At 72.0% G+C, this 26,800-nt stretch carries 35 protein-coding genes; all 35 read right to left on the bottom strand.

Annotated features, from left to right (window positions below; all coding sequences use genetic code 11):
- Positions 1 to 25 precede the first annotated feature (25 nt).
- On the bottom strand, positions 26 to 301 hold the full coding sequence (locus IE287_RS03770) for a hypothetical protein (protein WP_229883290.1): 276 nt from the start codon (positions 299 to 301) through the stop codon (positions 26 to 28).
- 41 nt (positions 302 to 342) lie between these two features.
- On the bottom strand, positions 343 to 585 hold the full coding sequence (locus IE287_RS03775; RefSeq protein WP_189847430.1) for a hypothetical protein: 243 nt from the start codon (positions 583 to 585) through the stop codon (positions 343 to 345).
- Positions 586 to 598: 13 nt separating this feature from the next.
- Positions 599 to 1,384 carry a peptidoglycan recognition protein family protein gene (locus IE287_RS03780; RefSeq protein WP_229883264.1) on the bottom strand — a complete coding sequence of 262 codons (786 nt, stop codon included), beginning with the start codon at positions 1,382 to 1,384 and terminating at the stop codon, positions 599 to 601.
- A 63-nt stretch (positions 1,385 to 1,447) separates the two neighbouring features.
- Positions 1,448 to 1,948, bottom strand: coding sequence for a hypothetical protein (locus IE287_RS03785; RefSeq protein ID WP_189847431.1), 501 nt, complete (start codon positions 1,946 to 1,948; stop codon positions 1,448 to 1,450).
- Positions 1,948 to 2,346 (bottom strand): hypothetical protein, encoded by a 399-nt coding sequence (locus IE287_RS03790; protein ID WP_189847432.1) that lies wholly within the window; start codon positions 2,344 to 2,346, stop codon positions 1,948 to 1,950. Before IE287_RS03790 ends, IE287_RS03785 begins: the two co-directional genes overlap by 1 nt.
- A gap of 11 nt (positions 2,347 to 2,357) precedes the next feature.
- On the bottom strand, positions 2,358 to 4,742 hold the full coding sequence (locus tag IE287_RS03795; protein ID WP_189847433.1) for a hypothetical protein: 2,385 nt from the start codon (positions 4,740 to 4,742) through the stop codon (positions 2,358 to 2,360).
- A gap of 8 nt (positions 4,743 to 4,750) precedes the next feature.
- Complete coding sequence (locus IE287_RS03800; RefSeq protein WP_189847434.1) at positions 4,751 to 8,536, bottom strand: hypothetical protein; 3,786 nt, start codon at positions 8,534 to 8,536, stop codon at positions 4,751 to 4,753.
- Positions 8,537 to 8,602: 66 nt separating this feature from the next.
- Positions 8,603 to 9,151, bottom strand: coding sequence for a hypothetical protein (locus IE287_RS03805; RefSeq protein ID WP_189847435.1), 549 nt, complete (start codon positions 9,149 to 9,151; stop codon positions 8,603 to 8,605).
- A gap of 8 nt (positions 9,152 to 9,159) precedes the next feature.
- Positions 9,160 to 9,678 (bottom strand): hypothetical protein, encoded by a 519-nt coding sequence (locus tag IE287_RS03810; protein ID WP_189847436.1) that lies wholly within the window; start codon positions 9,676 to 9,678, stop codon positions 9,160 to 9,162.
- Positions 9,679 to 9,690: 12 nt separating this feature from the next.
- Positions 9,691 to 10,677, bottom strand: a complete 987-nt coding sequence (locus IE287_RS03815) for a phage tail tube protein (protein ID WP_189847437.1) — start codon at positions 10,675 to 10,677, stop codon at positions 9,691 to 9,693.
- 3 nt (positions 10,678 to 10,680) lie between these two features.
- Positions 10,681 to 10,881: a hypothetical protein gene (locus tag IE287_RS03820; RefSeq protein WP_189847438.1), complete on the bottom strand. Its 201-nt coding sequence runs from the start codon at positions 10,879 to 10,881 to the stop codon at positions 10,681 to 10,683.
- 32 nt (positions 10,882 to 10,913) lie between these two features.
- Positions 10,914 to 11,378, bottom strand: coding sequence for a hypothetical protein (locus tag IE287_RS03825; protein ID WP_189847439.1), 465 nt, complete (start codon positions 11,376 to 11,378; stop codon positions 10,914 to 10,916).
- Positions 11,378 to 11,929 (bottom strand): head-tail connector protein, encoded by a 552-nt coding sequence (locus tag IE287_RS03830; protein WP_189847440.1) that lies wholly within the window; start codon positions 11,927 to 11,929, stop codon positions 11,378 to 11,380. The genes IE287_RS03825 and IE287_RS03830 overlap by 1 nt, the downstream gene beginning before the upstream one ends.
- A 12-nt stretch (positions 11,930 to 11,941) precedes the next feature.
- Positions 11,942 to 12,232, bottom strand: coding sequence for a hypothetical protein (locus tag IE287_RS03835; RefSeq protein WP_189847441.1), 291 nt, complete (start codon positions 12,230 to 12,232; stop codon positions 11,942 to 11,944).
- A 58-nt stretch (positions 12,233 to 12,290) separates the two neighbouring features.
- Positions 12,291 to 13,508 carry a phage major capsid protein gene (locus tag IE287_RS03840; protein WP_189847442.1) on the bottom strand — a complete coding sequence of 406 codons (1,218 nt, stop codon included), beginning with the start codon at positions 13,506 to 13,508 and terminating at the stop codon, positions 12,291 to 12,293.
- 89 nt (positions 13,509 to 13,597) lie between these two features.
- Positions 13,598 to 14,278 (bottom strand): HK97 family phage prohead protease, encoded by a 681-nt coding sequence (locus tag IE287_RS03845; RefSeq protein WP_189847443.1) that lies wholly within the window; start codon positions 14,276 to 14,278, stop codon positions 13,598 to 13,600.
- A gap of 2 nt (positions 14,279 to 14,280) precedes the next feature.
- Positions 14,281 to 15,426, bottom strand: a complete 1,146-nt coding sequence (locus tag IE287_RS03850; protein ID WP_189847444.1) for a phage portal protein — start codon at positions 15,424 to 15,426, stop codon at positions 14,281 to 14,283.
- Positions 15,427 to 15,439: 13 nt separating this feature from the next.
- Complete coding sequence (locus tag IE287_RS03855) at positions 15,440 to 16,900, bottom strand: terminase large subunit domain-containing protein (protein WP_229883265.1); 1,461 nt, start codon at positions 16,898 to 16,900, stop codon at positions 15,440 to 15,442.
- 10 nt (positions 16,901 to 16,910) lie between these two features.
- The gene (locus IE287_RS03860) at positions 16,911 to 17,192 is read right to left on the bottom strand and encodes a hypothetical protein (RefSeq protein WP_229883266.1); all 282 of its coding nucleotides are present in this window, start codon (positions 17,190 to 17,192) and stop codon (positions 16,911 to 16,913) included.
- 184 nt (positions 17,193 to 17,376) lie between these two features.
- Positions 17,377 to 17,823, bottom strand: a complete 447-nt coding sequence (locus IE287_RS03865; RefSeq protein WP_189847445.1) for an ATP-binding protein — start codon at positions 17,821 to 17,823, stop codon at positions 17,377 to 17,379.
- A 1-nt stretch (position 17,824) separates the two neighbouring features.
- The gene (locus tag IE287_RS03870) at positions 17,825 to 18,100 is read right to left on the bottom strand and encodes an HNH endonuclease signature motif containing protein (RefSeq protein WP_189847446.1); all 276 of its coding nucleotides are present in this window, start codon (positions 18,098 to 18,100) and stop codon (positions 17,825 to 17,827) included.
- A 14-nt stretch (positions 18,101 to 18,114) separates the two neighbouring features.
- Complete coding sequence (locus IE287_RS03875) at positions 18,115 to 18,525, bottom strand: DUF732 domain-containing protein (protein ID WP_189847447.1); 411 nt, start codon at positions 18,523 to 18,525, stop codon at positions 18,115 to 18,117.
- Between the two features lie 142 nt (positions 18,526 to 18,667).
- Positions 18,668 to 18,847, bottom strand: a complete 180-nt coding sequence (locus IE287_RS03880) for a hypothetical protein (protein ID WP_189847780.1) — start codon at positions 18,845 to 18,847, stop codon at positions 18,668 to 18,670.
- A gap of 38 nt (positions 18,848 to 18,885) precedes the next feature.
- Positions 18,886 to 19,278 (bottom strand): DeoR family transcriptional regulator, encoded by a 393-nt coding sequence (locus tag IE287_RS03885; protein WP_189847448.1) that lies wholly within the window; start codon positions 19,276 to 19,278, stop codon positions 18,886 to 18,888.
- On the bottom strand, positions 19,275 to 19,916 hold the full coding sequence (locus tag IE287_RS03890; RefSeq protein WP_229883301.1) for a hypothetical protein: 642 nt from the start codon (positions 19,914 to 19,916) through the stop codon (positions 19,275 to 19,277). Before IE287_RS03890 ends, IE287_RS03885 begins: the two co-directional genes overlap by 4 nt.
- Entirely contained in the window at positions 19,913 to 20,182 is a 270-nt protein-coding gene (locus tag IE287_RS03895; protein ID WP_189847449.1) for a hypothetical protein, read from the bottom strand. Before IE287_RS03895 ends, IE287_RS03890 begins: the two co-directional genes overlap by 4 nt.
- Positions 20,179 to 20,361: a hypothetical protein gene (locus IE287_RS03900; protein ID WP_189847450.1), complete on the bottom strand. Its 183-nt coding sequence runs from the start codon at positions 20,359 to 20,361 to the stop codon at positions 20,179 to 20,181. The genes IE287_RS03895 and IE287_RS03900 overlap by 4 nt, the downstream gene beginning before the upstream one ends.
- Positions 20,358 to 21,050, bottom strand: a complete 693-nt coding sequence (locus IE287_RS03905; RefSeq protein WP_189847451.1) for a hypothetical protein — start codon at positions 21,048 to 21,050, stop codon at positions 20,358 to 20,360. Before IE287_RS03905 ends, IE287_RS03900 begins: the two co-directional genes overlap by 4 nt.
- A 58-nt stretch (positions 21,051 to 21,108) precedes the next feature.
- Positions 21,109 to 21,345 carry a hypothetical protein gene (locus tag IE287_RS03910; protein WP_189847452.1) on the bottom strand — a complete coding sequence of 79 codons (237 nt, stop codon included), beginning with the start codon at positions 21,343 to 21,345 and terminating at the stop codon, positions 21,109 to 21,111.
- 76 nt (positions 21,346 to 21,421) lie between these two features.
- Complete coding sequence (locus tag IE287_RS03915) at positions 21,422 to 22,513, bottom strand: adenine nucleotide alpha hydrolase family protein (protein WP_189847453.1); 1,092 nt, start codon at positions 22,511 to 22,513, stop codon at positions 21,422 to 21,424.
- Between the two features lie 132 nt (positions 22,514 to 22,645).
- Positions 22,646 to 23,185, bottom strand: coding sequence for a WhiB family transcriptional regulator (locus tag IE287_RS38295; RefSeq protein WP_268254962.1), 540 nt, complete (start codon positions 23,183 to 23,185; stop codon positions 22,646 to 22,648).
- Complete coding sequence (locus tag IE287_RS03925; protein ID WP_189847454.1) at positions 23,182 to 23,637, bottom strand: RusA family crossover junction endodeoxyribonuclease; 456 nt, start codon at positions 23,635 to 23,637, stop codon at positions 23,182 to 23,184. Before IE287_RS03925 ends, IE287_RS38295 begins: the two co-directional genes overlap by 4 nt.
- On the bottom strand, positions 23,634 to 23,957 hold the full coding sequence (locus tag IE287_RS03930; RefSeq protein ID WP_189847455.1) for a hypothetical protein: 324 nt from the start codon (positions 23,955 to 23,957) through the stop codon (positions 23,634 to 23,636). The genes IE287_RS03925 and IE287_RS03930 overlap by 4 nt, the downstream gene beginning before the upstream one ends.
- A complete protein-coding gene (locus IE287_RS03935) occupies positions 23,954 to 24,217 on the bottom strand; it encodes a hypothetical protein (RefSeq protein ID WP_189847456.1) in 264 nt (87 codons plus the stop codon). The genes IE287_RS03930 and IE287_RS03935 overlap by 4 nt, the downstream gene beginning before the upstream one ends.
- Positions 24,214 to 26,739 (bottom strand): phage/plasmid primase, P4 family, encoded by a 2,526-nt coding sequence (locus tag IE287_RS03940; RefSeq protein WP_189847457.1) that lies wholly within the window; start codon positions 26,737 to 26,739, stop codon positions 24,214 to 24,216. Before IE287_RS03940 ends, IE287_RS03935 begins: the two co-directional genes overlap by 4 nt.
- Positions 26,740 to 26,800 lie beyond the last annotated feature (61 nt).

Here is a 26,800-nt window from a genome sequence, read left to right on the forward strand (position 1 = left end):
CCCTCCCGAAGGAGGGGGCGTGCTGTCACTTCACCAGGATGGACACCAGCCATCCGCCCGCCGGGACCGCAAGCAGCCCCACACCGATCGCCGTCCAGGCGACCTTCTCCACCGCAGCCAGCCGCGGCCCGTGCGTGGCTGCGGCCTTGCCGTCCGCCTCGAGCGCGTCGACGCGCTTCTCCAGGGACTTCAGGTCGTCGCCGTGCTGGATCAGCGCCCGGTCGGTCTGGTCCGACCGCTGCACCAGCAGGGCCAGCGAGCCATCCACCCGGGCGAACCCGGTCTCGAGGATGCCCCGCATCCGCTCCAGCTCCAGAGCCACCTGCCCTGACTCCGTGGGCGTCACGAGCGGCCCGCGTCGTAGCGGCCGGTGGTGTCGGTGGTGCGGATCCAGGACGGCAGCAGTGCCTGTACTCCGGGGATCGCCATCATGCGGGTGAGCCCGCCGGCGACGGCGAGCGCGCCGGCGACCCAGGGCAGGGTGGCGGGGATGCCGGACGCGTCGACGATCGCGGGCAGCAGGACGGCGATGGCGGCGGCGGTCTGGAGGACGGTGCGCGCGGTGCGCTTGGCGGCGTCGGACATGATGCGGCTCCTGTCAGTTGGCGAGGCGGGCGGCGAGCTTGTCGGCCACCTTGTCGGCGAGCTTGTCGAGCTGGGCGTCGGTGAGACCGGTCGTCGACAGGCCCTTGGTCTGGGTGGCGGCCTGCTTGGCGTAGGCCGAGGCGTCCCGCTGGATCTGGAAGACATCGCGCGGGTCGAGGTCCGGGTTCTTGAAGGCGGCCACGGCCAGAGCGATGCGCTTCAGGTCGTCGTCGGAGATGGCCATGTCGTCCTCCTCGGGGGCGGGGGTCTTGCCGGTCGCGCGGGCGACGATGCCCGGGAACACGACCTCCTTGAACTGTCGGACCCGGGCGTCGCCGGGGCAGTTGGTGCCGTCCTTCGCCCACTCCGGGTGCAGCCGGTGGTAGCCGAAGCCGGGGGCGTCCCACTCCGGGCAGATCCGCAGCGGGATCCCGTGTCGCTGGTGCAGCCACACGCCGAGCTTGATCAGCTCTTCGATCTGCGCCGGCGTCCACGGGTCCGTGCCGCTGGTGTTGCTGGCCGTCTCGATGCTGACGGCGCCGTGCCCGTTCGGCCTGCGGTTCGCCAGGTAGTTGGCGTCCGCGCGGGTCTCGGTGCCGATGAACTGGCCGAGGTCGCCCTCGTAGCCGAGACCGAAGTGCGACTCCAGGTTGGTCGAGTCGCGCCAGTACTCGTAGGTTCGCTTCGCCGTCCACGGCGCGATGATGCTGTGGACGATGAATTGGTCGGGCGTGATCGCGGGCTGTTGATCGGACTCCGGCTGGAGCTCCATCTTGACCGCGCCGGGGTACCAGGCCATGGGGCCTCCAGGTATGACGATGCCCCGGCCGGTCGGCGCGGGGCGGGCAGGGTGGGGCAGGGATCAGGCGGTCTCGTAGCGGAGGGTGGCCCACAGCCGGTCGCCGTTCGCCCACGTCTGGGGCGTCGTCGCCGTCGCGGCCGCCGCAGCGCCGGTGTTGCCGAAGTAGACGGCGGCGGTCGTGCCGCCGGCCGAGATGTACGCCGTGCCCTGCGAGTAGCCGGCGGCGCCGACGGACGAGTCTCCGGCGAACGCCCGGCACACGAACTCCGCCGAGCTGGACGCGGTGTACGGCAGGGAGAACATCCAGTTCCCGGAGCCGAAGGTGGTGGTCGACCCGACGGTCAGCTTGATCGCGGCGTCGCACATCTTCCCGACGAGCTTGGCCCGGCCGGTGAGTGTGCCGTTGCCGGTGGCGGGCGCGGTGCCGGTGGTGGTCCAGGCGACCGCGTAGGCGGTGCCGCCCGCGATCAAGTCGGCGAACTGGTCTCTGATCTCGGCGTTCATCGTGGCGGCGGCGACGACCTCGCCGACAACCCAGGTACGGGGGACTGCGATCGCCATCAGGCCTCCAGGGTGGGTCGGGTCGGGTCGGTCGGGTCGGCCTCGGCCCACCAGTTCTGCTCGGTGCGCGGCAGGCCGTCGAGGGCTTCCTCGATCGCGGCCGGGTCGGGCGGGAAGGTGATGCGCCACCAGCCGGTGCCGCACTCCATGCACCACATGCGGGGGTCGGCAGGGCTGACGATCTGCGCCGACAGGCATGAGCAGTCGGCCACCCAGCGGCCGTGGTTGATCCGGGCGTACACCGTCTCCAGGAGCATGCCCTCGCCGACGGTGACCCGGCGCTGCATCCGCTCCTCGTACCAGCGGACGGCACGCATCGCCGGGGGCTCCGCCGCCCACGCCTCGGGGTCGAGGTAGGGCGGCGGCAGGTAGAACGTCTCGGCACGGAAGATCGGCACCGGGGCTCCTCTCAGTAGGCGAGTCGGGTGGTGGTGCCGAGCACGGAGTAGGTGGGGTCACCGAGGACCCACACCGACCCGAGGTCCGCGCGCGAGGTGTGGAAGTCGAGCTGGTGCTGGGCCTCGGTGATCCGCTCGACGTAGCCCTCGACCATCGAGATGGCCGTCGGTGCCGGCGCCTCGGCGGGCATGCCCGTCACCGTGACCACGGTGGAGATGTCCGCGTCGAGGAGCGCCCGGTAGGTGGCGACGGCCAGAGTCGACGCCTCCACCGGAAGCTGCCGCAGCTCAGGCTGCGGGTCCGCGTAGCGGATGACCTGCCACGTCGCGGCGTCGATGACCTCGGCGTCGGTGACCTTCAGCACGGTGAGCTGCTGCTGGTAGATCCCGTCCCGGGCGATCGACTCATCGGACTGGATCCGCTGCGTCGCCCCGCCCGGCCGCGACGCCTCGACGACGTTGACCTGCTTCTGGTCGTCGTCCGCCATCTCGACGTCCAGCGTCTCCAGGTCGGAGTACGCCAGCGTCACCGCCGACGTCGGGTTGTAGCGGACGGACCGGGACTGGAAGAGCAGCGCGGCGCCGTCGCGGGCGGCGAAGAGCCGGCCGGACTCCGTGCGCTCGACGTCCCGCATGTGCGTCACCGGGGCTTGACCGAGGACGCCCTGCGACGCGACCGGCGAGAAGCTCCCCGACGAGGTGACCGTCGGGATCCGCGCGTAGCCGGCCAGCCGGGACATCCGCTCCGACGACAGCTCGCCCGCGTGCCCGGTCATCCCCGCGTCGTAGTGGTCGACGATGTCCGCGACCGCCGGGCCCGCGCCGCCGACCCCGTTGCGGACGTAGGCGGCGACGTGGCTGACCGTGCCTGCCCAGTGCAGGGTGCCGTCCGTCCCCGGGAAGGCGGAGTTGCCGGCCGTCGAGCCGACCGTGAGCAGAGCCATGTCGGAATGGGCGCCGATCCCGAGGGCGTACTGCACGCCGTCGACCCACACGTCGCCCGACGCCTCGTCCCACACCAGGTGATGCGGAGCGCCGTCCGCGAGGGTCGGAGTCGCGGCGGTGAGCGTGGTCGTGGAGCCGCCGCCGAACAGGAACTCCACAGCCTGCAGGCGGCCGGTGCCGGACTCCAGCATGAAGTAGACCCCGGACTCGAACGCTGGCGCCGTGCCCGTGGACAGCTTCAGGACGCACCGCCCGGGCGTCGAGGTGGAGAGCCATACCTCCCACACCTGGGTCCCGGGGATCGGCGTGCCCGTCGATCCGTCCGACGTCAGCAGCGGGGTGACCCGGCACTGCAGCGACTTGCCCGCCGACGCTGACGCCGGGGTGAACGTGGGCGCGGGCAGCTCGTCCGCCGGCGGCCCCGTGCCCGTCCCGAACTCCAGCGTCCCGCCGCTGCCACTCTGCCGGATCGTCAGCGACGGCCGGGACGCCCCCGACTGGTCGCCGCCCGACACTGACGACGACGGCTCGGACAGCGGGTAGTACAGCGCTGCCCCGTCGCCCTGTACCTCCTCGACGAGCATCGGCCCGAGCGACGGCCTGCGGCCGAGCCACTTCATCATGTCGGACGCCGTCAGCGTTACGGTCGAGTGCAGGCCCGACCACTTCACCGGCCAGCTGCCCACGATGCCGAAGAAGCGGGCGTGGTAGCTGGCCACGTTCGACGACCAGGCCGTCGCGGCGGCGCCCTCCTCGACCTGCGCCGAGTCCATCCACGCCATGGTCCCGGCGGCCGGCGGCGCCGAGGCGGTCGTGATCCGCATGTACGCCGACGCGGAGGTCGTCGTCCACGTCACCGATAGCCGCTGCCAGCTGCCGGTCACCGACGACGGCGCCGACACGTGGGTGCCGTCGATGTCGATGACCACGGCCGGCGACCCCGCCGGGACGTACACGTAGGCGCTGGCCGTGCAAGAGACGCCGATCGGTAGGCCGTGCACCGGCGCCCGCAGGACACCACCCGTGCCCGTGCCCGCCCACGTCACCTTCATCGACCAGCTGCCGGTGTTCGCCCGCGTGTTGTCCCGCGCATACGCCTGCGGTGCCGCCGCCGGATCCGCCGCCCACCCCCAGGCGGACGTGGCCGAGGACTCGAAGTTGGCGATGACCAAAAAGTTCTTCCCGTTCAGCACCGTCTTCAGGACCCGGACCGGCGTGTTGCGGCGGACGTTCGGGGTGTACGGGGAGGACGCGTTCCCCGGGGTGAACCTCCCGTCCCGGTTGTCGAGCGACAGACTGAGCGTCCCGGTCTGCGTGTCCGCCCGCTCGTCGGCGGCGCCGCGGGTGATGGACACCGCGCCGCCGCCGCTGGTCTTCACCCACTGCGTGATGTCCGTCCACACGATGTCCGGGTCGACCGCCGAGTACCCGAAGCCGGCCTGAACCGTCAATCCCCCCACTAGCCCACCCCCAGGTCGATGTTGATCCCGTAGGTCCGCTTGAGACTGAGCAGCACCCGCTGCACCTCCTGTCCGACCCGCACCGGGTCGATGGCCCCGTCGATGTGGAAGTGGGCGGTGACGCTGGCGGCGCCCGCCGCTCCGGCGCCGAGGCCGGCCGTCGGCTGCCCGAGCTGCGGCCGGATCCCGGCCATCCGCCCGGCGACCGCGTCGACCGCCCGGCCGACGCCGGGCAGGGACCGCCAGACGCCGCCGCCGATGGACTCGCCGAAGTTCTCGCCGATCCCGTGGCCCACCCGGCTCGGCGACTTGATCCCGAGCGCCTTCTTGATCGCCGTCTCCATGCCCTTGGCGATCGTGACCATCTGCGCCTCGATGGCCTTCTGCTGGGACTGGAGCCCCTGGATCAGGCCCTTCGCCGCGTCCACGCCAGCGCCGTACAGGGCGTTCGACCCGGCGATGCCGACCTTGTCGGCCTCCGTGTCGAGCTGCGTCTGGAGGGAGTTGATCTCCTTGAAGTCGGTGGCCGCCATCCCGGCGAGCGCGGAGGCGTAGGCGTACCCCTCCTCCGGGCCCATCGCGAGAACCTGCCGCATCAAGTTCCTGTTGAGACCCCGCTTGGCCAGCGCCTCGACGTACCGCCGGAACTGGGCGAGCCTCGCCAGCTTCTGCTGCAGGCCCACCTTGATGGAGCTGGCCGTCACCTCCTTCGGCTCCAGGCCGAGGCTCGACAGCGACGATGCGTTCTGCGCCGCCGTCCGGGTGTTCGCCCGCAGCTGGTCGCGCGCCGACTCCCGGGCCTTCAGCAGCTCGCGGGCATCGCCCAGCTTCGCCTTCAACGCGTCGCGGCGCACGGCCAGCTTCTGCAGCTGGTCGTTCCCGGTGCTGACCATCCGCACCAGGCGGGTGTCCTGGTCCGTCTTCCGCCCCGCGAACTGGGCCCAGATGTCGTTGGCGAGGTCCCGGGCCGTGGCCTTGATCTGCTCCCGCGACCCCGTCAGCCCGCGAACGACGCCGTCGCGGACGTCCTTCATCAGGGCCGTCATCTTCTTCGACGGCGACGCGATCTCCAGCTCGTCCCGGACACCGACCTCCACGCCGGCCGCCATCTGCCGGGCCGCGGCCGCGACCCCGCCGGTGGACTGGAGCATGCCGACGGCCAGGCCGTCACCGACCTGCCGCCCGAGCTGGAGCCCGGGGAAGTCGGCCATCGAGCGGGCCATCTTCTTCGACGTCAGGTGGTCAAAGACCTGCTCGCCGCCGCGCATGCGGACGAGCTCGGGCCCCTCCTCGCCGACGAGCGCCCAGCCGGATTCGGCGGAGTCCGTGCCGCGGGCGTACTTCGGGAAGCCGCCCGGACCGTTGTGCCCCTCGGGCCGGGCGATCCGGTCCGACGAGTACACCGTGGTCACGTAGGTCTGCGCGACCTTGCCATCAAGCGCGTCCAGCTTCATCCGCGCGGCGCCGAGCTGCCGCTCAAGCTGGGAGATGTCCGCGCGGACCTGCGCCTTCTTCGGATCGGGAACGTTCTTCAGCTTCTCCTTCGCGGCGGCCAGCTTCGCTTCAAGGTCCTCGATGTTGCCCTTCAGCTTCACCGTCCGGTCCGGCACGGCGACGTAGGAGCGGGCGAGCGCGTCGGCGGCCTGCCGGTTCAGGCCCAGCCCCTCGGCGTGCTGGGCGAGCTCCTGCCGGCCCCGGTCCAGGATGCCGTTGACGTACTCGTTGGACCGGCCCTGCTCGTCGGCGGCGGCCGCCGCCGCCTGCGCCTTGGCAGCCAGCTCCCGCAGCGCCGCGTCCGCAGCACGGGCCTTCTCGCTGCCCAGGTCCAGCTCGCCGTTGACCATCTGCAGTGCGCCGCCGTGGTCCTTCAGGAGCGCGGTCGCGTTGTCGATGGACGCCTCAAAGTCGGACATGGCCCCGGCGGCGTTCCGGTTCACGTCGGTCAACGCGAAGATCGACTGCCGCAGCCCGTCGGCGCTGGCTTTCTGCTGGTCGAGCTTCTTCTGCGTCTCCTGCGCCTGGGCGCCGAAGATGCCCTGCGCCTGGGCCGCAAGCTCCGCCTCGAACGCGACGTTGGCGAGGGCGCCGTCGTAGTCGTCGAGGGCAGAGCGGAGCTTGCCGGCCTTCTCCGCGTCCATGCTGCCGAGCATCCGCTCCAGCGCGGCCGCCGCGAGGTCGGCCTTCCCGCTGGAGACGAGGGAGGCGAGCGCCTGGTCGGCGGCCTCCGCCTGCTCGGTGAACTTCTCCGTCGCGACACCGGCGTTGAACCAGCCGCCCGGCAGGTCGTGCAGCCAGTTGTCCACGGACTCCATGACGGACGGGTCGAGGACCTCGCCGATCGTCTGGCCCAGCGAGCTGAAGTCGGCGCCGAACTGCTCCAGCGCGGTGCCGGTCAGCTGGCCGGTCTGCCCCAGCTTGGCCAGCGACGACGTCATCTTGTCGACGTCGATCGGTGCTTCCTCGCCGGCCGCCGCGATCTCACCGATCACGAGGGCGAGGATGCCGATGCCCGTGCCGACGAGCGCCAGCTTCGCCGTCCGCGACAGGGTCGCGATCGCAGCGCCTGCGGCCGCGAGCGGGCCCGGCGCGGCGGTGGCCGCTACACGCATCGCCACCAGGGAGGTGCCGAGCGCGGCGATCGCCGTGCGGGCCGCGGCCGCGCCGGCAGCGGCGAGGGTGACCGCGCGGATCGCGATCGCCAGCTGCAGCAGCGTGGTGATGAGCTCCGGCGGGACGGCGGCGACGAGCTGCGCGAGCGCCTGGACGACGGCCAGCATCCCGACGCCGACCTCGGCCCCGGCCTCCAGGACGTGGAGCAGCGCGCGGCCGACGTCCTGCAGGGTCGCGGCGACGGCCGGGCCCTGGGCGCGGGCCCAGTCCATGAACTCGGCGAGCCCGCCGCCGTCGGCGTTGCCCTGCTCGGCGGTGCGCAGCAGACGAACCAGGCCGTCCGTCGCGCGGGTCAGCGCGCCGGTGGACCACCGGTCGACCCGGGCCATGAATCCGTCGAAGCCCGGGCTGGCGACGCCGCCGCCCGCGATCGTGACGAGGCGGTCCAGCTGCTCGGCCGTCCCCCGGACCGTGGGGGACAGCTTGGGGAAGACGGACTGGAGGACGCCCATGCCCTTGATCAGCGGGCCGGTGGTGTCCTCCGCGAGCGAGTCCGACCAGTCAGAGTAGGACTCCTTGAACACCGACAGGGCGGCGGCCGCCTCGCGGGTGGCCGGCGGCAGCTTCGCCAGCTGCCGGGCGTAGGCCACCTGGGCCTTGACGGCCTCGGCGCTGTTCCGCCCGGACTCCTCGACGGCATCGCTGTAGGCCTGCTCGGCCTCGGCGGCCTGGGACATCGCCGCCACCTGCCGGCCTGCCGCCACGCCGAGCGCCGCGATGCCGACGCCGGCGGCCAGGGTGGACGCGGCGAGGGGTGCGATCGACGCAGCCATCGGAACGGCGGCGGGAGCGAGGCTGATCAGCGACTTCTTGAGGGCGTCGCCTGCCTTGCCCGCGCGGTCCGCGGCCTCCGCCCAGGTCGTCACTCGCCGCCCGGACTCCTCGGCCTGCATGCCCATGAGCGCTGCGGCGTCTCCGGCGGAGACGAAGCGTCCCTCCATGTCCCGGAGGCGGCCGTCGGCGTCCTGGGTCAGGGTGAGGATCGCCTGCCCGGAGCCGTCGGCCGCGTCCGTCATCGTGGCCCGAAGCCGTTCGGCGGACTCCCCGGCGTGGCCGAGGACCCGGGACAGATCGTCCCGCCCCTCCAGCGTGAAGGTCAGCCGCTCAGACGCCATCGGTACCTCCTTGCTGGGCTAGGTGCTGCTCGATCCAGGCGACGTAGACCAGGAAGTCGTCGACCCTCAGCTCGTCGAGGGCTGGTCCGTCGATGTGGAGGAGGTGGGCGAAGAGCCCGAGGTGCTGGGCTCGGAGCTCGTCGATCCCTCGCTCGTCGGGCCGGGCCCGCCCGGAGTCGGTCCCGCCGGGGCGGGGCGGAATTTTCCCGCGACGAGCCGCTCCACCACGGTGCGCGCGTGGTCGACGTCGTCGGCCTCGTCGAGGATCGACGACAGCTGAAGCTGTACGACCTCGGCCGGCAGGTCGATCCCGGCGATCGTGGCGGCCGCGACCTCCGCCCACTCCTCGATCTCCCGCCGGTCCAGGCGGACCGCGAGGTCGGCGACGACCGGGTCGAAGTCGGAGATGCGCAGCTCGGGCTGAGTCCGGCACTTGAGGACGTAGGCGACGACACGCATGACGTCCGGGTGCTCGTCGCCGAGCTGCTTGCGGACGTCCTGCCACGACGCCTTGTCCGTGAGCAGGGAGGTGATCCGGGACGCCTCCGCGGTACGGACGCTGCGGAAGTCGAACCGCTCGACGGCGCCGTCGGCGGGGGTGTGCACGATGATCAACGGGGCTCCTAGGTGAGGGACCGGCGGACGTCGCCGAGGACGCGCTCGACCTCGGCGCGCATCCGGGGGGTGTGGGTGCGGACGACCTTGTCCCACCACAGCGGGGTGGTGTGCTGGTTCGCCCAGCGCTTACGGTTGCCGAACACCGGGTGCCGGATCCGGCCGGTGCCGTTGTTCATGGCCCACGGCATGTTCTTCAGGTCGGACGGCAGCGCGGAGCGGTCGATCCAGACGCGGGCTCCGGGGTTGCGGCCGGTGCGGACGCTGAGCCGGACCGCCTCGGCGATCGTGGCCCGCAGGGGCCGGGTCGTCGGCGAGGGCCCGCCCCTGCTCCCCGCTGCCCGCTGGTCGGCGGTGATCGGCAGGTTCCGGATCGTCTGCCGCATGGCCGAGTGCAGCGGCTCGGCGGCGCGCCGCACCCGGCGGTTGAGGTTCTGCTGCAGGCGGGGACCGCCGGCCGCGCGCAGCTTCCTGGACAGGTCCAGGAGCTGGCCGGTACCGGCGATCTGTACGCTGCCGCCGGGCATGGCCCACCCCCCCTACAGCGTGCTGTCGGCGCTCATGTACTCGATGGACAGCGGGTTCGTGCCGTCGTAGAGGGCGGTCAGGTTGTAGGTCGTGCGCACGACGTTGGGCCCGTCGACGGTCGGGGGCGTGTCGTCGACCCGGACCGCCGGCAGCTTGACCCGGAAGGTCTCGGTGTAGGTCGGGGCGATCTCCGCGCCGATGAACTCCCAGACCAGGGAGGTCGCCGCGTCGCTGGTGTGCAGGTCGTCGACCGTGGTCGCCACGTAGTCCTGCTCGATCGACACGGTCACCTTGGTGAGGTCGTTCAGGACCGGCTGCGCCTTGAGCGCGGACTGGTTCGCGTAGAAGCGGTCGACCGCCTGCGGCCGCTCGAACTTGACGCTGACCTTGCGGACGCCGTCGAGGGCGGTCTCGGCACCGAAGGTGCCGGCCTTCAGGCCCATCTGCCCGAAGTGGAACGGCGATGCCGACACGTAGCTCGCGACGGCCAGGGGCTGTGCCTCCGAGCAGTCCTTGCCGTCGATCTCCAGCGTCATGGTCAGCATGCCGCCGACCTCGCAGCTGAACTCGGCCGAGACGATCTTGCAGCCGACGAAGCTCTTGTCCGTCACCGTGCCGGTCGTCAGCGGCACACCGGCCTGGATCGCCAGGGACTTGCCCCACGTGTCGGCCAGGGTGTGCGTCTGCAGGTACGCGGTCGTCACGCCCTGCTGGACCGGCGTGACCGTCGTCCCCATCAGAGCCTGCAGCAGCAGCCCCATGCCCCGGGTGGCGACCTCCGCGGCGATCGACCCGGCCACCTCCCGCTGCGTCACCACGCGCCGCGAGGACAGCGCCATGAGCCTGCCGGCCGCGATGCCCGCGGACTGAGCCGTGGTCTTCTTCAGGGCGAGGGACTGGGACGTGAACTCGATGAAGCGGGTCGGCGCCACGTAGGTGCCGTAGGTCACCTCGGCCGCGAGGCCGAGCTGTGCGCCGAGACCGGAACCGATCGCCATGGGTCAGCTCTCCTTCCCCGCGGGCTTGGCCGCGGTCTTCTTCGTGGCGCCCGGTTCCTCGACCGGCGCCCACGTCGTGGTCTGGCAGACGTAGCCCTCGAACCTGGCGTCGGGGACGTCGACGACCTGGTCGGGCTGGACCTCGCGGCTGTTGAGCTCCGGCACGGTGACCGGCTCCGCGCCGATGAAGCGCACACGCGCCATGGCTGTTCTCCTCGTGGTGGGGTGGGGGTGGGTCAGATGCGGGCGCGGCACGTGACCTGGAAGTTCACGCCCGCCTTCGCCCCGTCGCTCTTGTCCTGGTAGAGGTCGCCGACGGTGAGGTGTGCCCACAGGACGGTGCCGTTCAGGGTCGGCGCCGTGGGGGCCGCGTCGGTCGCCCGCAGCGCGTCCTCGACGGCGGCGAGGATCTCGAAGACCCTCTCCCGCCGGGCCGCCATGTCCTTGTCGCCGGAGCGGGATTCGGCGTAGCAGGCGATGTCGAAGAACTCGTCCCGGGTGCGGGCGCCGGCACCGTTGAAGTCCTGCTGCAGGCTGACCGCAGTCTCGCCGCCCGACTGCCAGCCGACGTAGATGCGGTCGCGGGTGGTGAGGTTGACCGCGGTCGGGCCGTCCTCGATGTGCACCTGGGCGAGGGACGGCGCCGCGTGCAGGATGTCGAGGAGGGCAGCGACCGCGGCCGGGACCCTGGAGGTCGCCATCACGCCACCCCCGGGGGTACTCGGTACGGCTCCAGCAGCTGCAGGACCCGGTTCGGGATCGCGTAGCCCCAGCCGATCACGGGCTCGTTGACGTCGTAGTCGTCGGTGCCGCCGCTGGCGCCGCGGGCGGCGCCGTACTGGGTCCGCCACAGGTGCTGTAGGAGGATCAGCGCGGCAACCTTGATGGTCGGCGGGACGCTGCCACGGCCGGCCGTGTAGGTGACGGTCCACAGGCCGCCGCGGAAGCTGCCGCCGTCCAGGCGCCGGACGATGCCTCGGGCGCCGTCGAGGTGGACCGTGTCGACGGCGATCGCCTGCCCGCCGGTCAGGACGGGGACGATCGAGGTGAGCGAGACCGCCGGCACGCTGCTCAGGCACAGGGTGGCCGTCCGGCCCTCGATCTCCTCGGCGACCTCGCGGTTCTCCACCGGCCCAACGTGCCGCTCGATGGGGGCGGTCAGGGCGTCGATGTACCGCTGGAGCTCGTCGTCATCGGCGGTGGTCTGGATGTCGAGCTGTGCCTTGGCCTCGGCCAGGCTGACGAGGGCCATCGCCGTACCGCCTTACTCGTTGCCGGGCTTCTTCGCCTGTCCGCGGCGCCGGACGGGGACGGCCGTCTCCGGCTCGTCGGTCGGGGTCGCGGTCTCCTCCAACGTCTCGGGGTCGGCGGGCGCCTGGGGGTCCTCGGGCGCCGGGGCGCTGTCCTGCTCGGGCTCGTCGTCGGACTCCTTCGCGAGACCGGCCCGGATCAGGTGGCGGGCCTCGTCGTCGGGGAGGTCGACGAGGCCGCCGCGCTCGGGCCAGGGCTCGCCGTCGTGGGTGCCGGACAGGGCGGCCTTCATGAGTACGCGCATGGGTGTCTCCGGTTCGATGCGGGGGCGGCGCCGCGCGGCGCCGCCCTGCGGGGTGGGGTCAGGTCGCGGCGCCGGCGAAGACCTTCAGGGCGCCGGTCTGGTCGACGGTCAGGCCGTCGGCCCGGATGATCGCCCGGTAGGTGACGAGGTCACTGTTGAAGGCGTAGTCGTCGGAGCGCTCGAAGCGGACCCCGCCCGCCATGCGGACGAAGTAGGCGGAGAAGTCACCGAAGATCACCGACTTCGCGGTCGTCGCGACGGCGGCGACGTTGGGGTCGGTGTACACCGGCTTGCCCAGGAGCATGTCCGGGACGCCGAGCTGGATCGACGGCTGCCACAGGTACTGGCCCTGGGAGTCCTTCAGCTTCCGCGCCGCGGCGAGGGTGGCGTCGCGCATCATCCACCCGCACGACGTGCTGTTCCGGTAGGGCGCGATGACACTGTAGAAGAGGTCGATGAGGTCGTCCGCGGTGAACGCGCCCGCCACGCCGGTTCCGCCGGTCTTGCCGGTCGTGGCCGTGGTGACGATGCCGGTCGGCTTGGACGAGCCGTCGCCCGTGATGGCGTGGACACCGAAGGCGTTGCCCAGCGCGCGGCCGGCCTGCATGGCGAGGTAGCCCTCCAGGTCCACGCCGGTGTCGGCCAGCAGCTCGGTGGAGGCCTGGAGCAGGACGCCGTACTTGTAGGCGCCCAGGGTCCGCTTCGCGAACGCCGGGTCGGACTCGGAGATGGCCGCGGCCTCGGCGGTCAGCGCCGCGGAGGAGTGGGCCGTGGTGACCGGCACCTCGATGGTCTCGCCCGACGCGGTGTTCAGGACGGTCGGGCCGGCCATCATCACACCGGACACCTCGATGAGGTGCGCCATGAGCTGGCCGTAGAACGTGGTGGGCACCGTGTTGCCGCCCGCAGTCGCGGTGCCCTTGGTCAGGTCGCGGAAGCTGACGCCGGCCGGGACGGGGACATCGACGCCGCGCATCTCGCCGCGGGCCCAGCGGCGCAGCTCGCTGTCCTTCTTCTCGCCGCCGCCCGGCTTGGTCTCGGGCTTGGCCAGCAGCCCGGAGAGCGCGGCCTCGGCGTCCTTCGCGCGCTGCTCGCCGTCGACCATGTCCTTCACGCGGGCGTCGATCTTGTCGAGGTCGACGTTGAAGGCCTGGTAGCTGGCCTCCTCCTCGGCCGACAGGTCCCGCTTCTCGTTCTCCGCGGTGTCGAGCAGGGCCTTGGCCTGCTCCCACACGTTGGCGCGGCGCTCCTGCAGCCGCTTGATGAGCTCACTCACTGTGCCCTCCCTGGGCAAGACGACGGCACCCGCGGCCGACGGCCGGGGTGTCTGGTGGGTTGGGTGGTCGAGGTGGGTGTCGCCCTGCCTCAGGGGGTGCGGCGCCGGAGGAGCTCGGCGCGCCGCTGCCGCAGCGCCATGAGCGGGTGGGGATCGCCCTGCCCGCTCGGCGGCGCCAAGTCGATGACGGTCGCCGGCGGCTTCTCCAGGAAGCGGCGCAGCGCGTTCTCGTCGGCCGCGTGGCGGACTTCGTCCAGCTCGGCGCCCGCCTTGTCGGCGAGCGACCGCAGGCCGGTCGAGGTGTCCAGGTACGCGGGGGTGTTGACGGGGGCCACGTCGACCAGGGCGCCGGACAGCAGCGTCCGCACGGGGAACCCCTGGTCGGTCATGCCCCAGTCATCGGTGAAGGTATAGAAGGCGAAGCTGGAGCGGCGGACGTCGCCGCGCTGCACCAGCTCGTAGACGTCCTCGCGGGAGGCAGGCACGTCCACGCTGTAGTCCAGGCCGGTGCCGTCGACGACGAGCCGCAGCGTCCCGGCCTCGGAGGTGCCGAGCAGCCGGTTGTCGTCGTGGTTGTAGCGGGCCAGCGCCTCGGGCCAGCCGTCGCCCTCGCTCTTGGCGAAGAAGCCGGGATCGATCCGCTCGACGAACCCGCCGAGGTTCCGCGACAGGGTGTTGAACTTGGCGGCGTACCCGCCGATCGTCCTCGTGCCGCCGCCCGCCCGGACCTCGACAAGGCCCCGGGTGAACCGGCGCTCTGCGTCGTTCACGTCTACTCGCTCTCGTCGGCCGGCGCCTTGACCAGCGGCGCATAGTCGGACCCCAGGCCGTCCGGCAGGGGCTGCATGTCCTCGATGGCGCGCAGCTCATCGATGCTGTTCAGCCCGATCACCCGGGCGATCCGGTACGTCTGGTAGCGGGTCAGGGTGTCCGTGCGCAGCATGGCGTCCACGTTGAAGCTGACCTCCTCGGCCGGCGGGCGCAGCAGGGAAAACGCCTGCTCCAGGCGGGCCAGCCACGGACGCAGCGTCCACGTCAGGAAGTCGATGCTGTTCTGCTCGACCGTGGCGTAGGTCAGGCTGCCGCCGGTCTCGCCGCCGACCTTCTCGGGCGGCACGCCGTACCAGGCGGCAACCTGGTTGGCCGTGGCCTTGATCGTCTCCAGGAACTGGGACTCCTCGGCTGGCACGCTGATGGGCCGGTACTTCACGCCGCCGCCCAGGGCGACCACATCACGGTCCGCGGCGGCCTGCTTGAACCGGGCCTTCAGGATGTCGGCCGCTTCCTTCGAGACCTCCATGTCGGTCTCCAGAACCGCCGACGGCGTTGAGCCGTTGGCGAACCAGTCCCGGCCGAACTGCTGGGCCAACAGCCCCGTCTCCGTCGTCACCATGAGGTAGCCGATCGGGGACAGACCGAGGATCTGACCGGGCAGCGTGTAGGCCGGGATGTGGAACATCTGCCCCTCGTCGAGGCGCCGGCCCTTGTAGTACCAGACCGGGACCGCGGCGAAGTTGTCCGCGATGCTCACGTCGTCGGGGTGCAGCCACTCGATCTGCGAGGGCCACCCCGAAGCGTCGGTGGCGACGACTAGGCCGTAGGCGTTGCCCCGCAGGGTCAGCGAGGTCATCGCCCGGTGTAGCCAGTCGTAGCGGGCGCCGACCGCGGCCGGCCGCCGGAACAGATCAGGCAGGGGCACAGGCCTGCGCTCGTCTCCCGCGACCGCGAACGACTTCAGCGGCAGGGACGCCACCGAGTCCGCGAGCATCCGCGTAGCGGCGTACACGGGCGCCAGCCGCAGGGCCCGCTCCTGCGAGCCGCCCCGCAGGGCCGCCGGGTCCGCGCCACCACCCCACACATCCTGGTACGTGATCGCGCGCTGCTGCTGCCTGCGGCGGAAGGGCCACCACCAGCTCATGCCGATACCCCTCTCACCACACGTTGCTCAAGATGTCCTTGGGTCGGTCCTCGACCTCGGCGCCCAGGCCCCACTTCGCGAACGTCGCCGCGACGAGCGGGGAGATGTCGACGCCGACGTTGCGCCGGGCCCACGCCCACGCGTCACCGAGCGGGCGTGTCTGCGCGCCGGCCAGCGCGACCGCCATCGACGGCTCGTCGAGATGTGACAGCGAGTGATCGGCGACCGCGTCGTAGAACTGCCCGCAGCCCTGCGCGATCTGCCGGGCCTTCGGCTGCACCACCGTGATGCCGAGCCGGTCCTCAAGAGCGGGGATCAGGGAGCCGGCCGGGCCGCCGCCGTCGACGACCCAGCACCGCGGCGACCACTTCGCGTGCAGCTCGGCCGCCCGGTCCAGCACCCAGCCCAGGCCCGGGCGGTGCTCGGGCACCTCGACGTGCACGCCGCCCCGCCACGGGGTCGCCGTCGCGATCGCGGCGTGCGAGCGCTCCGGGGTCGCGTCGATCGCGAAGGCGACCGTGTCGCCCGGCTGCGCGGCGGGCTTGGCGTCCGCCAGCGCCCGCCACGCGTCCTCCCCGATCACCTGCCAGACGTCGGCCTCGTCGCTCGGGTAGAGCCCCACACCGAGCCGCTCACGCTCGAAGATCCCGGAGGTGCCGAGCGACGCCCGCTCGTTGCGGACGAACTCGTGGCTGATCAGGTAGCCGAGCGACGGGTTCGACTTCGCCCAGGCGACCGGGTCGTCGGGGTCGTCGTGCGCGGTGCAGTCCGCCCGGCACTCGGCAACGTGCGGGTCGACTGACCATTCGAAGTAGGCCAGCGAGGGGTCCGGGACGCCGGCCTCCAGGGCCGCCAGCGCGCGGCGCCGCAGACGGCCCAGCTGCACCGACGGCGCCCCGATCCCGGCGCTGCCCAAGTACCACAGCTGGGGGTTCTCGATGGCGGACATGGTCGGCATGAGCGCACCCATCGCGTCGTCACCGAGCGCCATCGCCTCGTCGAGGATGTTGCAGTCGCCGGTCCAGCCGCGGCCGGACCCGCCGGAGCGCGCGATGAACTGCAGGGCCTGACCGTTCGTCAGCGTGATGCTCGTCTCGGTCGTGTTGCACAGCATCCGCTTCACGCGTTTCCGCAGCTCAGGGGTACCGAGGATGAGCGACTGGATCCGCTGGAAGGCGACCCGCGCCGTCTTGAACTCGTGCGCCGAGTGGATGATGAGCCGCTCGCCGAGGAGGAACAGCCCGGCCAGCTCCCTGGCTTCGAGGACGCCGCCCTTGCCGTTCTGACGCGGCACGTTCACGCAGCACTCGAACGACGCCCACTTGCCGTCCCGCCGCTCCCGCATGCCCACGTCCAGGACGTGCTGCTGCCAGGGGAAAAGCTCCAGGCCAGCGAGCCGGGCCAGCTCCACAGCCTCCTGCGCCATCGAGGAGGAGAACACGGGTGGGGCGGTGAACAGGGTCGGCGTCTGCACGCCCTTCGGCTCAAGCACGGCGGGCGCGGACAAGGCCATCCCCCCGTCGCTTCGCGGCCAGCTCGTCGCCGAGGGCGTCCACGGCGTCCCGCTCGGCGGCCGGCGGCGCGAGCCGGCGGAGCCCTTCGAGCACAGCGCGTAGTTCCCGAGCGGCCTTGGCCTGGGCGGTCACGTCGTCGGCGCCGTCGACCGCGGCCGCCAGCGTCAGTGCAAGTTGTGCCAGGCCAGGGGCGAGACCCGTCGCCTTGAGTTGATCGATCTCGGCTTGGGTCGCTTCGACGTTGGAGATCATGATCACCCCCGGTCGTCACTCAAAGTTACATCGGCGAGGGGGTTGACAGGCGGCGCGAGCTGTGATCCGCCCGGGGCGATTTTCGGCCCCGTGTAAAAAAGCGGGCGACAAGGGCTTTTGGGTCGCCCACCCCCCTGCTCAAAGAACGGATCCGGCGGGCGGCCCGACCTTGATCGACTGGGGCTCACCACCGGCCGGTCGACTGCGGCATCGCGCTACGGACCGTGCCCTTGAGGGTGTGCCGCTCGCGGTACCAGCGGGTCGCCACCCGCTTCATCTCGGGGGAGCGCATGGCGTCGATGCGGGCCATGACGACGTCCTGGCCGGGGTCGACCTCGACGATGCGGGCCCCGAGCCGCCGGTACCTGATGAGGGCCTTGGCCTTGGGGAGCGTGTGGATGAGGTAGACGTCGAGCTTGTCGATGAGCTGTTCGGCCTCGGCGATGGCGGCGTAGCGGGCCTTCTGCGCCACGCGCTGGTGCAGCGGGTCGTGGTTCCACCCGGGGGCGCCGGGGCCGGTGAGCGCGCGGGTGATCAGGTCGAGGTCGATGACGATGTCGCGCGGCCCGGCGTGGCCCTGGATCCAGGAGCTCTTCCCCGCGGCTGGCGGGCCGGTGACGACGTACAGCACGTCACCACCTCCGTGAGGCTCGCATCGGGGCTGTGGTGGCCGTGCGGTTGCCGCGGGCCGAGTTGCAGCGGCGGTGCATGCTGCGGGCGTTGGTGGGGTCGAGGAGGCTGCCGCCGCGGCTGAGGGGGACGATGTGGTCGAGCGTGAAGCTCCACGGCGACCGCGGGTCGAGGCGGGGGTTGATGTAGCCGCCGCAGCGTGCGCAGGGCAGGCCGAGGGCCTTCTGTGCGGCGACGAGGCGGCGGTAGGGGCGCCCGTTGCGGGGGTTGCTGGCCACGGGCGCCTCCTCGGTCAGTACGTGCCGCTGTCGCGGAGCTCCTGGGTGATCTGATCGCGGTACTCGGGGCAGTAGGCGGTGACGGCGAGGACGATGAGCTCCTGCGCTTCGCCCTTCTTCGTGCCCCAGTCCATGCCGTTGGGGTAGAGGCCGCCGTCTCCGAGGACGTAGGCCACGCCGTGGCCGGCCTTGAACTCGGTGCACCAGTCGGTTGCGTAGCTGGTGAGCTCGACGCTTGTGGGTTCCTTGGTCTTCCAGCTCTCGAAGTCCGCGGCCTCGACGTCGGCGAGGAACTGCTCCTCGGGTGACGGCGTGGCCGTCGTGGTGGGTGCCGGCTTGGTGTCGACGGTGGGTGTCTCGCTGCTGCCGCAGGCGGTGAGGGCGAGGAGGACGCTGGCTGTGAGGGCGGTGGTGAGTCTGCGCATCAGGTCAGCGTGCCGGAGTTGTGCACGGCCTGTGGAGGGAGTGATCGTGCCGTGACATGACGAAGGCCCGCACGGTGGCGGGCCTGTGAGTGTCCGGGCACGCCGGACGTGGGGTCAGTGTTACACCTCGACGGGGCGGGGATCAAGCGGCCTTGTCGGCGAGGTGGGTCTCGAGCTCGTGAAGGTCGACGAGGGCGCGGCCGGCGCGATCGTGGCCGTGGTGGGTGAGGTGCCCGCGGTGGAGCCACTGGCGGATGGTCCCGGGGCGCGTGCCGGTGGCGACGGAGGCGGCGCGGGTGTCGACGAGGAGCGGGATGTTCACGGGGCCCTCCGAGTCTTGGCGGGGCGGTGTGGGGCTGGCTATGGGGCGGGGCGTTGGCGGGGGTAGTAGAGGCTGAAGTCGTTGGCGATGGCGGTGAGGGTCGCGGCGTGCTGGCGCAGCTCGTCCTCGATGCTGTGCGCCACCTCGGGCGTCTGGATCAGGTAGGGGAGCTTCTCGTTCTGGACGAGCAGCACCGTGGCGGCGAGGTGGCGCAGCGCGGCGCCCGCTTCCTCGTTGCGGCGCGCGACACGGTCACCCAGTGGCTCAGGCTGCTGGTCAGCGGTCTGCGCCAGGTGCTCCAGGTCGCGGCGGACGGTGTCCTTGCTGATGTTCAGCTCTCTTGCGATGGCGCGGGTGGATGCGCCAGTGGCGTCGAGGTGGCGCACGCGTTCGCGGCGGGCGGCGCGCGGGTCGGTGGTGGTGGCGCTCATGCGACAGCGTCCTGGGTGTCGTGGGCGATGAGGGCGTGGAGGCCGGTCCAGGTGGCGGGCGGGTAGGTGGTGGCGCACCAGGGGCAGGTGATGACCCGGGCCCCGGGGGCGAGTCGGAGGGTGGCGCCGCAGAGGGTGCCGTCGGCGTGCTGGGCGGGGCAGGGGCCGAGGCGGGTGCCGCGGGGGCGGTTGACGGCGCCGGTGATGGTGGCGACGGCCTGTTCGAGGTCGCGGATCTCGCGGGCGAGGAGGCCGGCGGCGGGCCATTCGGCGGCGATGGCGGGGAGGTTGCTGCGCAGGGTGTCAGCGGCGTGGGCGATGCGGGTCTCGATGGCCCCGGTGGACGCGGGGGCGGTCTGTCCTCGGTCGCGGTACATGGCGGCGCGCCAGTCCTCGAGGATGCCGACGATGCCGCCGGGGCCGCGGAGGTCGAGGACGTGCTCGACCACGGGGAGGGGCGCCTCGGTGCGGCCGGCGGGCGTGCCCCCGGGCTCGCGGGTGGCGGTGGGGGTGAGGAACGGGGCCAGGGCGGCGTAGAGGCGGGGCATGCGGCCGAGGCGCTTGTCGAGGGCCCGGGTGCAGCTGGTGCAGAGCTGGGCGGTGCCAGCGACGGTCTCGCACATGCCACAGGTCGTCATCGCCCCTCCTCGGCCATGCGGCGGAGCAGGTCGGCGCCGTAGCGGGCGTAGCGGTCGCGGTCCGGTCCGGTGAACGTGGCGTCGATGGCGTCGGCGGCTTCGCGGAGGACGGCGGTGCGGACCTCGGCCTGGTGGGCGTCGAGGAGGCTCGTGGCCTCGTCTACGGGGCGTGGCGCGGGGCACACGGCACGGCCAGTCAGGACGTTGAGGATGAGCTGCCGCAGCCTGGTGCTGGTGGGCTGCTGTTCGGCGCTGGGCTGGGTCACTGGTCGGTCTCCTCGGTGTCGGCTGCGGCGGCTTCGGCGAGGGCGGTGGCGCGGGTCTCGGCGAGGAGGGTGTCGAGGAGCTGGGTGGCGTCGGCTTCGGGCATGCGGCCGTAGCCGGTGGCGGCGGTGTAGAGGCGCTCGCGCGCGGTGCGGTAGGCGGGGCTGGTGGGCTGGGTCACTGGTCGGTCCCTTCGACGGTCCAGGTGGTCGTCTCACGGACGATGCGGCGCTTGACGGGCTGCTTGTCCGCCCAGAGGGGGAAGCGGGCGTTCAGGGTGGCGATCCGGTCGACGATCTCTTCGTGGGTGGTGTAGCGGGCCTGCGGCACCCACTCCTTCGCCTGCGGGTCGTAGTGCTCGATGCGCCAGGCGACGCGCGGGGGCTGCGTCTGGTCGGTGGCCGGCTGGCTGGCATCCAGCCCGGCGGCGGTGGCGGGGATGTCGAGGACGTACCAGCGTCGGAGCTGGGATTCGAGCATGAGGCTGTGCACCGTGGCGGGGAGGCCCTGGTCGACGGTGGCGATGTCGACTGCGATCGACCGCTCCGTCTCAGTGCCCGGCCACACATTGGTGACGGTGGCTCGGCCCTCGGGAAGGCGGGCGGCGTTGCCCTCGGTCGGCCGGTATACCTGGCCGGGCTCGATCGGCGCCGGGTCCGGCTGCTGTCCGGTCTGCGGGGGCCAGGTCTGGGCGTAGCCGATGCAGGGGCAGTGGGCGCAGGCGGTGTTGTGTCGGGTCTGGGGGTGGCCGCAGGTGCAGGTGTCCGGCTGCTGTCCGGTCTGGCGGGCGGTGACGGGCTCGACGTTGTGCCCGAGGGCGAGGCGGATCTCACGCATCGTCATGGCGGGGCGGGTGGGCTGGTTGGTCACGTGGGGCTCCTTGGGTGGGCCGGGCCGTGTGGGCGGCCCGGCGGGGACGGGGTGGGGGTCAGGCGGCGGCGTCGATGGTGAAGCTGATGACGATCGCCTCGTCGGTGACCTTGAAGCGGAGGGCGTCGTCGGGGACGGTGTCGTTGTCGCCGAGGCCGTAGTGGCGCCGGTAGTGCCGTAGCGCTGCAGTGGTGGCGGACTCGACCTGTCCGAAGTCGGCACCCCACGGCTCGCGGGCGGGCACCTCCCACTCGTGTCGGGTGCTGACGGTGGTGCGGGTGGTCCAGGTGGTCACGTAGGGCTCCTTGGGTGGGTACGGTGGTGCCGGCCCTCCCCGCGCGCTTCCTTCGTGCGGGGAGGGCTGCGGCATGTCAGGCGGTGCGGAGGAATGCGGCGTGCTGGTCTTCGGTGATGAGGCCGGCATCGCGCCACTGGTCGATCAGGTCGTCCTGGCCGGGGACGCTCACGCAGGACGAGCAGAGACGCCCGGCCGCGGCATCGCTGGACTCACCCGGCGGCTTCTGGCCCCAGCGGCAGGCCGGAAGCCCGGCCGCCTCAGCCCGGCCCTCCAGCGCCCGCAGCCGGGCCGCGGTCTCCGGGTAGAAGAACTCAATCTCGTCGAGTTCCCCCGGCTTGGCGTAGGCGCCGCACAGGCATTCGCCGGACATGTGGATGTGCTCGGTGACCTCGTTCAGCGGCAGAGCGCCCTCGAAGCACAGCCGGTGCTTGGCGTGGTCGTGGTCCTGCTGGCAGCGGTGCCGGGACCGGTACTCGCGCATGTGGGCGTCGGTCCAGTGGACGAGGGGCGACACCCACACGATGGACCCGGCCGGGTCGATGGCTTCGGCGTTGCGGAAGCGGCGGTCGGTCTCGGCCCAGCGCATCCCGCCGAGGTAGATCACTCGCCTGCGTTCGGCGCGCGGGAGGCGCCGCTGGTCGCCGAGGACGCTGTTGCGGAACGTCATCAGCGGTTCGTCCTTGAGGTGGCGGTACATCACCTTGTGGCCGGCCGGGCCGGGGAAGCCCTTCCAGACGGCGCGCTTGCCGGCGTTGGGGCCCGTGGAGGCGATGACCTTGCCGAGGATGAGGTCGTCGTAGGTGTTCCGCGGGTGGAGTTCGTGGAGGGTGTCGCCCCAGGCGTCGGCAACGTCGCGAACGTGGTGGGTGGTCTCGGGGATTCCGGTTCCGGTGTTGACGTGGAGGACTGCGTTGTACCGGCCGCGAAGGAGGTGGCCGACGATGACGGAGTCGTTGCCGCCGGAGAACATCCAGTAGATCCCGGCCGTCTCCGGGTAGGCGGCGAGGGCCTCGTCGAGGATCTCGTGGGTGCGGGCGATGGCCTCGTCGAGGGTGCGGGCCTCATGCTCGCCCTCCTCGGCTTTCGGCGGCTTCTTGGCGAGCATGTCGGGCATGCCGGGGAACATGTCTCCGGGTACCTGCTTGCGCTTACTACGGGAGCTCACGGGGTTCTCCTAGGCGGGTGTGATGGTCCAGCCGCTGCTGGCGAGGTAGGTGGCGACGCGGGTGGCGCGGGCGTGGTCGGTGTCGCCGCAGGTGGTGGCGTCGATGACGGCGAGGGCGGCCCTGCTGCATGTTCAGGTGAGGGCACGCTCGGCCTTCACGCTGTTGCGGCGGGCGCGGCGGTTGGCCGAGTCGCGGGCCTGCGCTGCGAGGCACAGGTCGCATACGGGCTCGCCGATGCGGCGGTGAACGGCGGCAGCAGCGGTGCTACCGCCGGCGGCGTGGGCCTCCTCGAGGAGGCGTCGGCGCTGGGCCAAGACGCGGGCGTCGTGCGCCTCCTGGCAGACGTTGCAGGTCTCGCCGTACGTCTTGTGGACGCGGAACGCCCTGTCGGTACCGCACGGCTTACGCAGCCGCCCATCCGGGTCGAGGTGGGTTCCGTCGCCCGCACGGAACCGGCCCCGCTCCTTCGGGGTGAGACCTCCCCAGATGCCCTCGCGCTGGTCGGTCTCGAGCGCGTGGGTGAGGCAGTCCGCCTTGACGGGGCAGGTGCGGCAGATCTTGCGGGCCTCTGCGGTATGGGGCCCGGTCATGGACCCGGGGTACATGACTTCCGGGTTGACGGTCGGCGCGGCGCAGGCGGCCAGGACTCGCCAGTCGAGGGTGAGGCTCATGACGCGGCCGCCTGCCCGGCCCACTGGAACATGGCGTGCTGCTCGGTGGTGAGCTCCTGAATGTGGAGGACGAGCTGCCCGCCGGGGACGACGGGGCCGATGCGCATGTCGGGTCCGACGACCCTGGTGTGGTCGTCGTCCTCGAGGACGCCGGCGTCAACGATCCCGTCGACGGCGGACTTGAAGCTGGGGTACCAGTTGGCGGGGTCGGCGCGGCGCCGCGACGGAGGGTGGAGCACTCCGAGGATGTACGCGTGGCGGAGCAGCGGCTGGTCGCCAGCGAGGACGAGGGCGGCGCGCATGGTGGGGTCTTCGGAGCAGGCGTTCATGGCGGCGGTGCGGATGCGGCTGGTGGCCTCGGCGCGTACGCGGTGGTGGACGCGCTGGTTGGCGTTGAGGAGCTTCAGCCCGGGCGGGAGCGCCAGGGTGAAGGAGCGGGGGATGGGGCTCACAGCAGGGCCTCCTGGATGGGCTGGGGCGGGCAGGTGTGGTCGGCGATGACGGGGTCGGTGGTCGGGACGCTGGGGCTGCGCCAGGCGATGCGCTGGGTGCCGAGGGCGGTGGTGATGAACCGCCAGGTGAGGCGTCCATCGAGGCGGGCGAGGATCTCGGCGGCGAGGTCGAGGGGTGTGGGGTCTGCGGTGACGTCGAGGGCGGCGATGCGGCCGGCGCGTGCGCGGAGTACGGGTGCGTCGCAGCGGGGGCAGGTGCCGGGCTTGGCGTGGTCGGCGGTGGCGGCGATCTTGGCTGCGATGCCCGGGTTCAGAGTCATCGGGTGCCGCCGAGGGGCAGTGCCGTTGCAGTGCCGTTGATGGCACTGCTGTTTTCGCTGGTCAGGTGGGGTGGCAGTGCCGTCAGTGCCGTCAGTGCCACCTTCTCGGCATTGATGCTCTTGCGTGCGCATGGAGCCGGTTCCTGCATTTCAACGGCACTGATGGCACTGTGTGCGGTTGACCTGCGGAAACGCTGGATTCCGATGGAACTTTCAACGGCACTTCGATGGCACTGCAACGGCACTTTGATCATGGTCACTGGTCGTCCCACCGATCCTCGGCCGGGGCCTGGAGGGCGACGTTGATGTACGAGTACGTCCCGTTGCTGGGCTTTCGCACAATCTGAAAGCGGTCCTTCAGCTCACGGCCGAGCTGCCTCGACGGGAGCGGATCCTCGCCCTCGGCACGGCACCACCGCTCGTACGCGCTGCGGAACACCTCGGTCGCGGTGCGGACCTGCGCGCCGCCACCGACGTGGCACGCCTCGTCGAGGAAGCGGGCGAGCGCGTCCTCCTCCGCGGCGTACTGCGCGGTCGCCGCGGTGACGGACGCGGGGTCGCGCAGCCCGTCCTTGAACGCGTCGACGGCGCCCGCGATGATCCACGCGAGGATCCCGGGGGCCTCCTCGGAGATGAGCAGGAGGTCGAGGTCCTCGATGACCTCGTCGGGGGTACGGGTGAAGGGCAGGAGACGCAGGCGCCGCCAGAACGACTTCCCGCCGGCGGAGACGCGCGGCTGGTGGTTGCCCATCAGGAACAGCTTGTGCGTGGGCTCGAAGGTGAAGTGGTCCTGCCGCATGAACCGCGCGGTGAGGCCGTCGCCGCCGGTGAGTTCCTTGACCTTGGCCTCGTCGAACTTCGCTTCCTGGTTGACCTCGGAGGCGATGACGAGACGCAGCCCGTGGAGCCGGGCGATCTCGGTCTCGTGCCGCTGGGCCCCGGCCATGAGGAACGCGTTCGGCGCGGTCGCGGCGTAGTCGCCGAGGACGGCGCGCATGACGTTGAGGAACACGCCCTTGCCGTTGCCGCCGGGCCCGTGGAGGAAGGGCAGGATGTGCCACTTCACGGAGCCGGACGCGGCGTAGCCGGCCATCCGCTGGACGTAGCCGCGCAGCTCCTGGTCGGGGCCGAAGGTCTGGGCGAGGAACTTGTCCCACCGCGGGGTGGGCAGCGTGGCGTCGGGGGCGACGCGGGTGGCGCGGGTGTGCATCTCGATCGGGTCGGGGGCGGAGAGCTGCCCGGTGGTGAGGTCGACGGCCCCGGCGGGGGTGTTGAGGAGCATGCGGTGTGCGTCGAGCTGGTGGGCGTGGGCGACGGTGCGCGGGTCGGTGGTGGCCATGGTGACCATGGCGGCGATCCCGGCGGCGGAGAGGGACCGCATGCGGTGCTTGGCCTCGCCCTCGCCGCTGGGCAGGTCGCGCGCGATGGCGCGGGCCATCTCGCGGACGGTGCCGGCCTCGTCCCAGGCCCACCGGTGCCCGTCCCAGGTCAGCCACTTCCCGCGTTGGGGCACGAACCGGATCTCGTCCTGGTGGAGGTCGATGAGACGGAGCGCGTTTCCGTCGTCGGTGCGGCTGTACGTCTCCGGCCCTGTGTCGGCCGCGGGGTGTTGCACGACGACGCTGAGCGCGGCGGTCCCGTCCACGGGGGGCGCGGTCCGGGGTGCGGGGACGGCGGCGAGGTGGCGGACCGGCTCGGGCGCGGGCTCGCCGTAGCCTTGGCGGCGCAGCGCGCTCGCGGCGGCGGAGTGGTTGCCGCCGTGGTTGAGGAGCGCGTACGCCCCGGCCTTGGTGTACGGCACCTCGGCCTGGAACTCGGTGCTGGTGGTGAAGACGTACAGCCGGTCGCGGTCCATGGCGCGGCCGGTGGTGGCCGACGGTTCCTTGCCGTCCTTCCCGGGGCGCTGCCAGTACGTGGTCGGCCCGCTGCGGAAGAGGGGGCGCCAGCCGTGCGGGGTGAGGATGTCGGCCCACGGGGTGCGCTGCTCGTAGTCGTCGAGCGGCGACAGGCCGCCGAGGGCGGTGGTGTTGGTGGAGAAGAGGAACGCGGCCGCCTCGTCGACCGGCGCGGCCGGCGCCGCGAGCGCGCGGATGCCGTCCGGGGCCTCGTCCGCGGGGACGGCGTCGAGCATGCGGCACACGGTGTGCAGTGCGCGGTGCTCGTCGACGGTGATGGTCGGCAGGGTCGCGGGCCCGCCGTCGAGGAGTTCGTACGGGCGGCCTGTCGGGTGCACGGTGCCGTGCGACGGGGCGGTGACGACGAACCCGCCCTCGCCGCGGGTCTCGATGAGGCCGCGCAGGATCTTCTTCCCCGGGTGGCGGGCGAGGAGGTCCCGCTCCTGGGCGGTGAGCTCGTGTTCCTCGGCCAGGCGGGACGCCAGCTTCGTGTTCCCAGGGGCGCCGCCCTCGACGCGGTAGTGGAAGTGGAGGCCGCCGGAGGGGGAGCGCTCGAGCCACCCGGTGGCGATGCGCTGCCACAGGTCGGCGAGCCCGGAGTTCGCGAGGATGTCGACGAGGGCGGTGAGGACGCCCTCGTCGACGGCGCGGCCCTCGAGCTCGAGCATCTCCAGGTCGCCGGAGACGGCGCCGCAGATGATGCCCACCCCGGGGTGCCCGTGGGCGAACAGCGCGCGGACGCGGTCTTCCGTGGAGCGCTCGGCCTGGCCCGCCTTCCATCCGCCGGTGGGGCGCTTCGAGCCGTCCGTCCTGACGGCGACCACCGAGCAGCCGGCCGCGTGCAGCGCGAGCGCCGCGGTCAGCATGTCGGGTGTGGTGTCGCTCAACTTCGGCTCCTTGCGTGGTGCGGTTCGGGGGGTAGTGCCTCGGGCCGGAGCCGATCCGGCG

The sequence above is a fragment of the Streptomyces omiyaensis genome (assembly GCF_014650895.1).
GTDB classification, from domain to species: domain Bacteria; phylum Actinomycetota; class Actinomycetes; order Streptomycetales; family Streptomycetaceae; genus Streptomyces; species Streptomyces omiyaensis.

What these genes read in the sequence shown, in the direction of transcription:
- IE287_RS03770 (WP_229883290.1), bottom strand. Translation starts at nt 301, where the DNA reads ATGCGGGGCATCCTCGAGACCGGGTTCGCCCGGGTGGATGGCTCGCTG.
- IE287_RS03775 (WP_189847430.1), bottom strand. Translation starts at nt 585, where the DNA reads ATGTCCGACGCCGCCAAGCGCACCGCGCGCACCGTCCTCCAGACCGCC.
- IE287_RS03780 (WP_229883264.1), bottom strand. Translation starts at nt 1,384, where the DNA reads ATGGCCTGGTACCCCGGCGCGGTCAAGATGGAGCTCCAGCCGGAGTCC.
- IE287_RS03785 (WP_189847431.1), bottom strand. Translation starts at nt 1,948, where the DNA reads ATGGCGATCGCAGTCCCCCGTACCTGGGTTGTCGGCGAGGTCGTCGCC.
- IE287_RS03800 (WP_189847434.1), bottom strand. Translation starts at nt 8,536, where the DNA reads ATGGCGTCTGAGCGGCTGACCTTCACGCTGGAGGGGCGGGACGATCTG.
- IE287_RS03810 (WP_189847436.1), bottom strand. Translation starts at nt 9,678, where the DNA reads ATGCCCGGCGGCAGCGTACAGATCGCCGGTACCGGCCAGCTCCTGGAC.
- IE287_RS03815 (WP_189847437.1), bottom strand. Translation starts at nt 10,677, where the DNA reads ATGGCGATCGGTTCCGGTCTCGGCGCACAGCTCGGCCTCGCGGCCGAG.
- IE287_RS03820 (WP_189847438.1), bottom strand. Translation starts at nt 10,881, where the DNA reads ATGGCGCGTGTGCGCTTCATCGGCGCGGAGCCGGTCACCGTGCCGGAG.
- IE287_RS03825 (WP_189847439.1), bottom strand. Translation starts at nt 11,378, where the DNA reads ATGGCGACCTCCAGGGTCCCGGCCGCGGTCGCTGCCCTCCTCGACATC.
- IE287_RS03830 (WP_189847440.1), bottom strand. Translation starts at nt 11,929, where the DNA reads ATGGCCCTCGTCAGCCTGGCCGAGGCCAAGGCACAGCTCGACATCCAG.
- IE287_RS03835 (WP_189847441.1), bottom strand. Translation starts at nt 12,232, where the DNA reads ATGCGCGTACTCATGAAGGCCGCCCTGTCCGGCACCCACGACGGCGAG.
- IE287_RS03850 (WP_189847444.1), bottom strand. Translation starts at nt 15,426, where the DNA reads ATGAGCTGGTGGTGGCCCTTCCGCCGCAGGCAGCAGCAGCGCGCGATC.
- IE287_RS03860 (WP_229883266.1), bottom strand. Translation starts at nt 17,192, where the DNA reads ATGATCTCCAACGTCGAAGCGACCCAAGCCGAGATCGATCAACTCAAG.
- IE287_RS03875 (WP_189847447.1), bottom strand. Translation starts at nt 18,525, where the DNA reads ATGCGCAGACTCACCACCGCCCTCACAGCCAGCGTCCTCCTCGCCCTC.
- IE287_RS03885 (WP_189847448.1), bottom strand. Translation starts at nt 19,278, where the DNA reads ATGAGCGCCACCACCACCGACCCGCGCGCCGCCCGCCGCGAACGCGTG.
- IE287_RS03890 (WP_229883301.1), bottom strand. Translation starts at nt 19,916, where the DNA reads ATGACGACCTGTGGCATGTGCGAGACCGTCGCTGGCACCGCCCAGCTC.
- IE287_RS38295 (WP_268254962.1), bottom strand. Translation starts at nt 23,185, where the DNA reads ATGAGCCTCACCCTCGACTGGCGAGTCCTGGCCGCCTGCGCCGCGCCG.
- IE287_RS03930 (WP_189847455.1), bottom strand. Translation starts at nt 23,957, where the DNA reads ATGACTCTGAACCCGGGCATCGCAGCCAAGATCGCCGCCACCGCCGAC.